The sequence below is a fragment of the Herbaspirillum sp. ST 5-3 genome (assembly GCF_004804275.1).
In the GTDB taxonomy this organism is placed as follows: Bacteria; Pseudomonadota; Gammaproteobacteria; order Burkholderiales; family Burkholderiaceae_D; genus Noviherbaspirillum.
The window spans coordinates 267,437-275,406 of the sequence record NZ_STGI01000007.1 but is presented as its reverse complement, the minus strand read 5'-3'; the positions used below and the strand labels follow the sequence as shown (position 1 = coordinate 275,406).

The 7,970-nt window shown below is 57.3% G+C and carries 7 protein-coding genes and 1 pseudogene; 2 read left to right on the top strand and 6 right to left on the bottom strand.

The genetic code is table 11. From position 1 onward, the window contains the following. Positions 1 to 104: 104 nt before the first annotated feature. On the bottom strand, positions 105 to 422 hold the full coding sequence (locus E6W33_RS15945; RefSeq protein ID WP_136418295.1) for a hypothetical protein: 318 nt from the start codon (positions 420 to 422) through the stop codon (positions 105 to 107). 249 nt (positions 423 to 671) lie between these two features. On the opposite strand from E6W33_RS15945, the gene E6W33_RS15940 reads away from it, so the two are divergent. Next, a complete protein-coding gene (locus tag E6W33_RS15940; protein WP_136418294.1) occupies positions 672 to 1,892 on the top strand; it encodes an alginate export family protein in 1,221 nt (406 codons plus the stop codon). A gap of 455 nt (positions 1,893 to 2,347) precedes the next feature. On the opposite strand, the pseudogene E6W33_RS15935 reads toward E6W33_RS15940, so the two are convergent. From E6W33_RS15935 to E6W33_RS15925, 3 genes and pseudogenes are all read right to left on the bottom strand, one after another. Continuing rightward, positions 2,348 to 2,620 (bottom strand): annotated as a pseudogene (locus E6W33_RS15935) (mercuric reductase); the annotation flags it as partial. Between the two features lie 303 nt (positions 2,621 to 2,923). Next, complete coding sequence (locus tag E6W33_RS15930; protein WP_136418293.1) at positions 2,924 to 3,208, bottom strand: CopK family periplasmic copper-binding protein; 285 nt, start codon at positions 3,206 to 3,208, stop codon at positions 2,924 to 2,926. Positions 3,209 to 3,466: 258 nt separating this feature from the next. Beyond that, positions 3,467 to 4,516 carry a porin gene (locus E6W33_RS15925; protein ID WP_136418292.1) on the bottom strand — a complete coding sequence of 350 codons (1,050 nt, stop codon included), beginning with the start codon at positions 4,514 to 4,516 and terminating at the stop codon, positions 3,467 to 3,469. A gap of 298 nt (positions 4,517 to 4,814) precedes the next feature. Here E6W33_RS15925 and E6W33_RS27870 point away from each other — a divergent pair, with 298 nt between their 5' ends. Continuing rightward, on the top strand, positions 4,815 to 5,609 hold the full coding sequence (locus E6W33_RS27870) for an FtsH/Yme1/Tma family ATP-dependent metallopeptidase (RefSeq protein WP_136418291.1): 795 nt from the start codon (positions 4,815 to 4,817) through the stop codon (positions 5,607 to 5,609). A 44-nt stretch (positions 5,610 to 5,653) separates the two neighbouring features. Here the strand turns inward: E6W33_RS27870 and istB are convergent, their stop codons facing one another. Continuing rightward, a complete protein-coding gene (gene istB / locus E6W33_RS15915) occupies positions 5,654 to 6,433 on the bottom strand; it encodes an IS21-like element helper ATPase IstB (RefSeq protein WP_136418290.1) in 780 nt (259 codons plus the stop codon). Further along, positions 6,426 to 7,910 (bottom strand): IS21 family transposase, encoded by a 1,485-nt coding sequence (istA, locus tag E6W33_RS15910; protein ID WP_136418289.1) that lies wholly within the window; start codon positions 7,908 to 7,910, stop codon positions 6,426 to 6,428. The genes istB and istA overlap by 8 nt, the downstream gene beginning before the upstream one ends. Between the last annotated feature and the right edge of the window lie 60 nt (positions 7,911 to 7,970).

Genomic DNA, 7,970 nt, shown 5'->3' with positions numbered 1-7,970 from the left:
CCGTTTCTTGCCGCAGCATCACGCCGTGCACAGGCGTGGCGCGGCCGGTTCATATGGTTGATGAAATATCCGGGCTAAGCGCTGAAACAAGGCGCGCGGGACTTCTATCGTGTCGGATGATTTTTCCCATATTGATAAAGTCTGTACCCGCCACACATAGCGGCGTACCCATGCGTGCGTATCGGAGAACGTGGGCATTGCTTGTTATACCAGGCGGCCTCGCGTAGGGGAATGGGGCCTTGCTCAAACAACAGTTTGGCCAGCAACACCACCATCGAATAGAGCGCCAACATGACCGGGGTAGTGCAGGCAATGGCCAGATGCGACCACTGCCGCTGCGTTTCCATCCCCAGATGGGCGCGTGTTTCCTCAAACGCCACCTCGACCTGCCAGCGCTGCACAAACCAGGCTAAAACAATCAATTACGCGACTTCATGTCGCACGATAAAGTCGAGCTTAGCGCCCCCTGTGTTCCCTCCTATCCCTTCGACCGTAGACAAGTAATCGGCCGGTCATCTTTCTGTAAGAAACAACTCCTTATTATCTCCACAGCACACGAGCGCAACAGAAATGATCTGAACCGCCCCGGTTTCGGGGCGGTTCAATCCGGCAAGGAGCGCCGCTAAGGTGTCGACAGATCAGTCGCAGCCACGATTTTAGGGAGAACGCCAATGAAACGACAAACCAGACCGCCGCGCACGCGAATTTGCGCAGCTTTGGGCTGTGCCATACTCGCGTTGGCCGCACGGGCAAATGCGGATGACGACATCACCAAAGCGCTGACCGGCGGAAAAACGTCAATCGATGCACGATACCGTCTTGAGACAGTCGACCAGCAGAATGCGCTCAAAAACGCCACTGCCTCGACTGTGCGCCTGCGTCTGGGGTACGAGACGGGACAATACGCAGGCCTCAGCGTCATGGCAGAAGCGGAACACCTTACCGCCCTCGGCGGCGCCGCATACAACAGCACGATCAACGGCAAGACCAATTATTCGGTAGTTGCCGATCCGGAGTTCACGGAAATCAATCAAGCGTATGTGGCCTATACCAGCCTGCCAGGCACAAAGCTGAAGTACGGCCGCCAGCGCCTGGTACTCGACAATCACCGTTTCATCGGAAACGTCGGCTGGCGCCAGAACGAGCAGACATTTGATGCGTTCACTGCTGTCAACCAGTGGCTGCCCGATACAACAGTTACGGCTGGCTACATCTATAACGTCAACCGTGTATTTGGTGATCGCAGCGCGGTGGGCGATTTAAAGATGAAGGCACCCTTGCTCAACGTGAATTACAAGGGATTGGGCGCGGGTGAAATCGTGGGCTATGCCTATTTGCTCGATTTCGTCGATCGTCCGGCAGACTCGGCCCAGACCTACGGGCTGCGGTTTAGCGGCAGCTCCGCCATTGGCAGTGCCGTTAATGCCCTCTACACCGCTGAATATGCTTCCCAGAGCGACTATCGCGACAATCCTGCCAGCTTCAACCTGAACTACTATCTGTTGGAAGGCGGCGCTACAGTCGATAGCGCCACATTCAAGCTGGGTTACGAAGTATTGGGGGGCAATGGCCGTAGAGCCTTCCAGACGCCGCTTGCCACGCTGCACGCGTTCAATGGCTGGACTGACCAGTTCCTCACCACGCCAGTCAACGGCTTGAAGGATGCTTATCTCTCCGCAGGCACCGTTCTGCAAGGGGTCAAGCTCGAAGCCATTTACCACGACTTCCGCGCGGATGCCGGAAGCGCGCGCTATGGGACCGAATGGGACCTCGTCGCGACCAAGGCCATCGGAAAGAACTATCTGCTTGGCGTCAAGTACGGCAGTTACCGGGCGAAGGATTTTGCAGTGGATACAGACAAGCTCTGGCTCTACGCCGAAGCGAAATTCTGATCCGAAGCGGCAGCACCATGCATTAAGGGTGTATGTCCTTAATGCATGAACACGACGGTTCCTCGAAATTCCGGCGTAGCGGCAGAGTGTCAGCCCATATCATTGGACCAGAGGGACTGCTCCATTAATCGTACGATCATTTTCCAAACCGGTGATTGATGCATGTTTTATGCAGGCGGCGCGCTTCCCATTGACTGGGTGCCTATATTTCTGCTGGTGGGCGGACTGTCCATGTTCGCCATCCTCCTATTTCTCCTTCATCTAAGGTCGCAGGATAAGCGGCACCACCGGCGCGCACCCTCCTCGCGCCGCGGAAAACGAAGCGCACGGAACCCAATCGCAAGGTCGAAGCATGCCAAACGACATTAGCAACAACGGCCGAAAAGCTTTAGGCAGGTTTCCAAAAATTTTTGGACAAAATGCTGTGCCGGCGCTCATCGAACACCTCCATTTCCTCATCCCGCGCAGCAAGACAACTGCTTCACATGCTTGTTGAAGGTTTGTGCCGTCAGTTTCAGCCCCTCGGCCATCGTCACATACGGGAACAACTGTTCCGCCAATTCCTGCATGTTCATCCTCGCAAGAATGGCGAGCGCCACCATCTGGATTACTTCGCCCGCTTCTGGCATCACGGCTGGAACACCGATCAAACGTCCCGACTCGGTCTCTGCCGCGAGCTTGATGAAGCCGCAGGTGTCGAAATTGGCGAGCGCGCGCGGCACGTTGTCTGACACAGGGGGGAATACTGCCGGGCATGCACGCCACGTCACTTCGGTGAATCCAGCGTGCCTGAACACGTCGATCAGCTTTCCTTCGACGCTATCCTGAATATGCCGAAAGCCGTCCGACAAATGGTCGGGACGCCAATGAAAGAACGCCTCCTGGCTCGACAAAAGACAGGAGGCTCAGCGGTTCGAAGCATGGCAGATGCTCTACTGCGCCGAGCCGGCGTTTTCATACGGCGCACACGCGTCAGGGTGTTGACTCATCCGAAAATGATCGCCTCTACCGGCCGGCGCGGGCGCGGCGACTTACTGTCCGCCCCGATATTCGGGACGCAGCGCGAGAGAGAGCCGTGCTGTTTCGTTACCTTTCATGACAATCGTCTTTCCGTCCTTCGTCACCATGGTCTGCCCTTCATCCATGCTCGTGACAAGGCCATACGGGTTTTCCATCCCCATTTTCCCGTTCTTGAAGACGTGAACCGTGGAACCGTCTTTAAGCTCGATCGATTTCTCGATGCCACCGTCGTCCCAGGCAAAAGCCGACACGGCAACAACGCCACCTGCAATAACGACAGCAATTTTCTTCAACATGATCATTCTCCTGTGTGAGTTTCACAAACTGCAGGGTCATGATATGAAAACACCGCTGTCAGAAGCATGACGGGAAGATTGCAATTGCGTAATCCTGGAGGACCAGTTGGAAGCCGAGCGATGAGTAGCTGTGGGCCATCGCTCAGTGCGCATCGGGCGACCCGGCAAAGCGTCGCGCGATGCAACTGTTCGATCGACTCTGCTACATCGAATCGATCGAACCCGTTCTCAATGTTACGCGCTCATGCACGCGCTCGTTCAGAACGTATGACGCACGCCAGCGTTAAACAGGGTGCCGTTCTCGCCATTGGCCGCGGCATTCAGGCGGACATTGCTGTCATTCTTGGTGTAGCCCAGCGAGGTGTAGAGATTGGTCCGCTTGGACAGCGGGTGGCTGTAGCCGATTGCGTACTGGCTCGTGACGCCGTTGGCGATGTCCCTGACGTCGTTGCGGGCGTAGGATGCCATGAGGGTGTCGGCGCCGATGGGAGCAGAGACACCGAGGAGCCAGTTACGATTTTTCGTCTGGACTGCGCCGGAATCCGCCTTGCTGTCGGCAAACGCGAGATGCGCCTTCGCCACACCCAGATCGTATGTGCCGCCGATGAACGTGCTGCGCAGATCCGCAGTGACACCGACTCCGAGCGCTGCGGCCGAGGCTGCCAGCGTGGCGTCGCGTGCATCCTGGTAAACAAATTGTACGTTGAGCGGGCCGTTTTCATACTTCAGGCCGAATGCGGCGTTGCGTCCCGTCGAAATGCTGCCTGGTTGCTCGCCGAATCCATAGCTCAGCAGACCGGTAACGCCGGAAATGTTCGGCGTAGCATACGTGATCGTGTTGTCCGTCCGGCTTAGCGGATCCGCCGCATACAAACCGTAGCCGAAGATTTTCTGCGCGTTGCCGGCGAGGTTGACGCTGAACGGGTCGACGGCAAGCAAGGAGTTGTAGAGCGCGGTCTGCTGGCGGCCCAGCTTGACGTTGCCGAAGTCGCCGTTCAGGCCGACCCAGGCTTGACGGCCGAACAACCGGTTATTGTTGCCCAGCGAACCATCATCAATGTTGAAGCCGTTTTCCAGGGTGAATATCGCCGACAGACCGCCGCCGAGATCTTCCGTTCCCTTGAAACCCAACCGGCTGGTCGACTGCTGGCCGCTCTGGAGTTTCCAGGTGCTTTTGTCGGCGGCGGAAATGTTCTTGTCGTATGCAATACCGGCGTCCGCCACACCGTAAATGGTGACGTTAGTCTGAGCGAAAGCCGCCGCGGAAAGTGAGCTCAATACCGCGAGCGCGATGAGCGATTTTTTCATTTGTTTTACCCCAAAAAAAATTTATTTATGTAATGCGTCCGCTTGATGCGGACAGGAAAAGGGTAAAGGTCTTTATCGCCTGATTGCTGACAATCATGATCTCAGTAAAAATGTTTTAAAAAACATGCCAAAGCGGACTCAACGCGTTGCGTTTTCACGACAACGATGAAAAGAAACGACCTGATACGACATGTTTCAGCATGCGAGCGCGCTCGGAATCGCTTGACTCAGGTCAAAGGAACTCGTTGTCTAGATTGTTAGAGTGAAAACTCATGATACCGGCAGCCCGTGGTGCAATATGGATAAACGCCTGCAGTTTTCGATCTGGTACTTCGTTCTGGGCTTTGTATTGCTGATATGGCTGCAGGACTGGATCAGCGCCACGCATCAGATTGAACTCAAGTACAGCGACTTCAAGAAAGCGGCGGCGGTACGCCAGGTTTCCGACATAGCGATTACCAAGGACAGCATCCGCGGCACGATCACCGCAGATGCGATGAAGCAGTACGCGCCCGCGACGAAGGCAACGGAGTCATCCGGGGCGAAACACACGTTTTCCACTGTGCGCGTCGATGACCCCGATCTTGTGAAGGATCTGCAAGCCGCACAAATTGCCTACCGTGGCGAGATGCAATCCAACTTGTTAAGCAATCTGCTGTCATGGGTGCTGCCGATGCTCGTGATGGTCGCCCTCTGGCAGTTCCTGTTTCATCGCCTGGGGGGGGCCGGGCATGGATTAACGTCAATCGGAAAAAGCAAGGCGCGCGTGTACGTGGAAGACGACATCAAGCTCGATTTCAGCCATGTGGCCGGCATCGATGAAGCGGTCGAGGAATTACGGGAAGTGGTTGCGTTCCTGCGCGCGCCGGAGCAATTCACCCGCCTCGGCGGGCGCCTGCCCAAGGGGATTCTTCTGGTCGGCCCGCCGGGAACCGGAAAAACCTTGCTGGCGCGTGCCGTGGCAGGCGAAGCAAAGGTGCCGTTTTTCAGCCTGTCCGAATCCGAGTTTGTCGAAATGTTTGTCGGTGTCGGCGCTGCCCGTGTACGCGATCTGTTTGGACAGGCACAGGCGAAAGCACCGTGCATTGTCTGACGTCAATTAGATTTGCCGGTTAACGACAATTAAAATTGCCGCCCTTATGCAGACACCGCCGTCTTGGTGATGCCCGATTTTTTGGTGGCCGCAACCTTGGCGCGATAGCTCTCGACACCCATGAGGTCCAGCACGACGCTGTGGTGAACGACGCGATCAATCGCGGCCATGGTGGTCATCGGGTCCTTAAAGATGCGATCCCATTCCGAGAACACCAGGTTGGTCGTGATCACCACACTTTTTCGCTCATAGCGCTCTGCCAGCAGCGTAAATAGCACTTCCATCTCATCCCGGTCATGCTGGACATAGCCGATGTCGTCGAGGATGAGGCATTCAAACCGATCCAGTTTGGCCAACTCCTGCGGCAGGCGCAGATCGCGCTTGGCGGCCAGAAGACGCTGAACCAGTGCAGCGGTCGGCGAGAACAGCACCGGGCAGCCGAGTTCGACCAGTGCATGTCCCAGGGCGCAGGCGAAATGGCTTTTGCCGGCACCGGGGCGGCCAATGGCGACGACATTGATCGCGTCCTTGAGGAAGGTGCCGCCTTGCAGGCGCTCCATTTGCATCCGTGTGGCGGGATCGAAGCGGTTCAGGTCCAGACTGCGAAACGTCTTCCCCGGCAATAATTCGGACTGCTTGCGCAAGCGCTCAATGCGTCGCCCGGCCTTGGCGGCCTGTTCGATGCGCGCCAGCTCCAGTAAGAAGGCTTCATGCGTCAGTCCTTCCTTCGCCGCGCGCAATGCGGTCGTTTCCACGGCTTCGCCCATGGCCGACAGGTTCAGCGTGCGCAGCAACGTCAACAATTCCTCGCGCGGGTTAAGCATGATGGCTCCTCGACGGAATCAGTTGGTCGTAACTAGCCAGGTCAATGGTTGCCTTGCCAATCGCCGGTGTCGGGTCGGGTTTCGTTTGCCCGACCAGTTCCCGTACGGCGTCGAATATCGGCAACCGCTCCTCGTCAAGCAACAGGCCAATGGCCAGTTCGACTTCGGTTTCGGACGTGCTGGCAGCCAGATGCAACAAGCGTAAGTATTCCTTGTCGGCGCGCGCAGACTTGCCTTCCAGCAGAGCGTCATAGGCACGGCGGAAGGTCGTCGTAGGGAACAGCTCTTCACGATAACAATAGCTGGCAAAGGCACCGGGCTTGCGCACCAGGGACCAGATCAGGTGGCGGTAGTCGATGTGGCGCTGGTTTCGACCTGACAGCCTTGGCAAGGTCAGTACATGCGCCGAACCGTGATGCAGTTCCAGTGTTTCCGAACGCACCCTCACTTTGACGCGCGCGCCGATCAGGCGCGATGGCACGGAATAATGGTTGTTGAGCACCCGAATCAGGCTAAAGCGCGACACCCGCACCATCAATTCCCTGGTGAAGTCCAGAGGCGATACCGGCAACGGACGCAGCGCTGTACGCTCAGTCTCAAACCGCTGGCTGCGTGTCAGGTTCCGGCTGCGGACCAGGTCGGTGAGAAACCGTTCGTAGGCGGCGCGGTCACCGAAATCACGGCTACCCCGTACACGCAGCGCCTGATCGACCGCCGTCTTGAAACGGAAGTGCGACTGTTCCACATCGCCGTTTTGGTTAGCGCAACCGGCGGTATTGGCCGATGGCTGCATGCCATAGTGGACCAGCAACGCACGGTAATTTTGCGTGAACTCGTGCATGCCTTCCCGGTCCAGGTCGCGCACCGCCGCCGAGAGATTGTCGGTCCGGTGCCACTGCGGCACGCCGCCGATTTGCCACAGGCACGCCTCCAGTCCTTCCGCCAGCGCTTCGAAGCTCTCAGAGAAACAAATGCGGATGGCCTCGACATTCGAGTAGGTGAGCACCAGGTGATACACCAGATGCGGAAACGCCACGCCGGCAATGGTTACCGCGAGCGAGTTCATCACGGTGAAATCGGACTGCGCCATCCTTCCTGGCAAATGCTCCTGCTGGAACATGATTTCCTGTTCCGGCCCATGTCGCACGCGCCATGCCTGCACATGGCGCTGCAGCGTGCGCAACTGGTTCTCTTGATACCGCCCGGGGTACGCCTGGCAAAGCAAGGCAAACAACGTCTTGGTTTGTAGCGCCGGATCACGCTGCAATTGCGCTTCCACCCAGGGCCAGTCAGCGTCAAATGGATTGGTTCGGGTGCGGTGGACGCGCGGCTTCTTCATCTGGCTCGGCAAGGTCCCGGCCTGCTCATATTTGCGGGCAGTACGCTCGCTCATCCCGGTCCTGGCGGCCGCCAGTTTCTGGCTTGCTCCTTTACGTCGCTCTTCCAACAACAATCTGATTTCTCCGTCTCTCTTCATGCAGCCCCCTTCGGGGGCTGCATGATAAACAAGAGCCAGGCCGTCTCCAGCCCAGCTCTC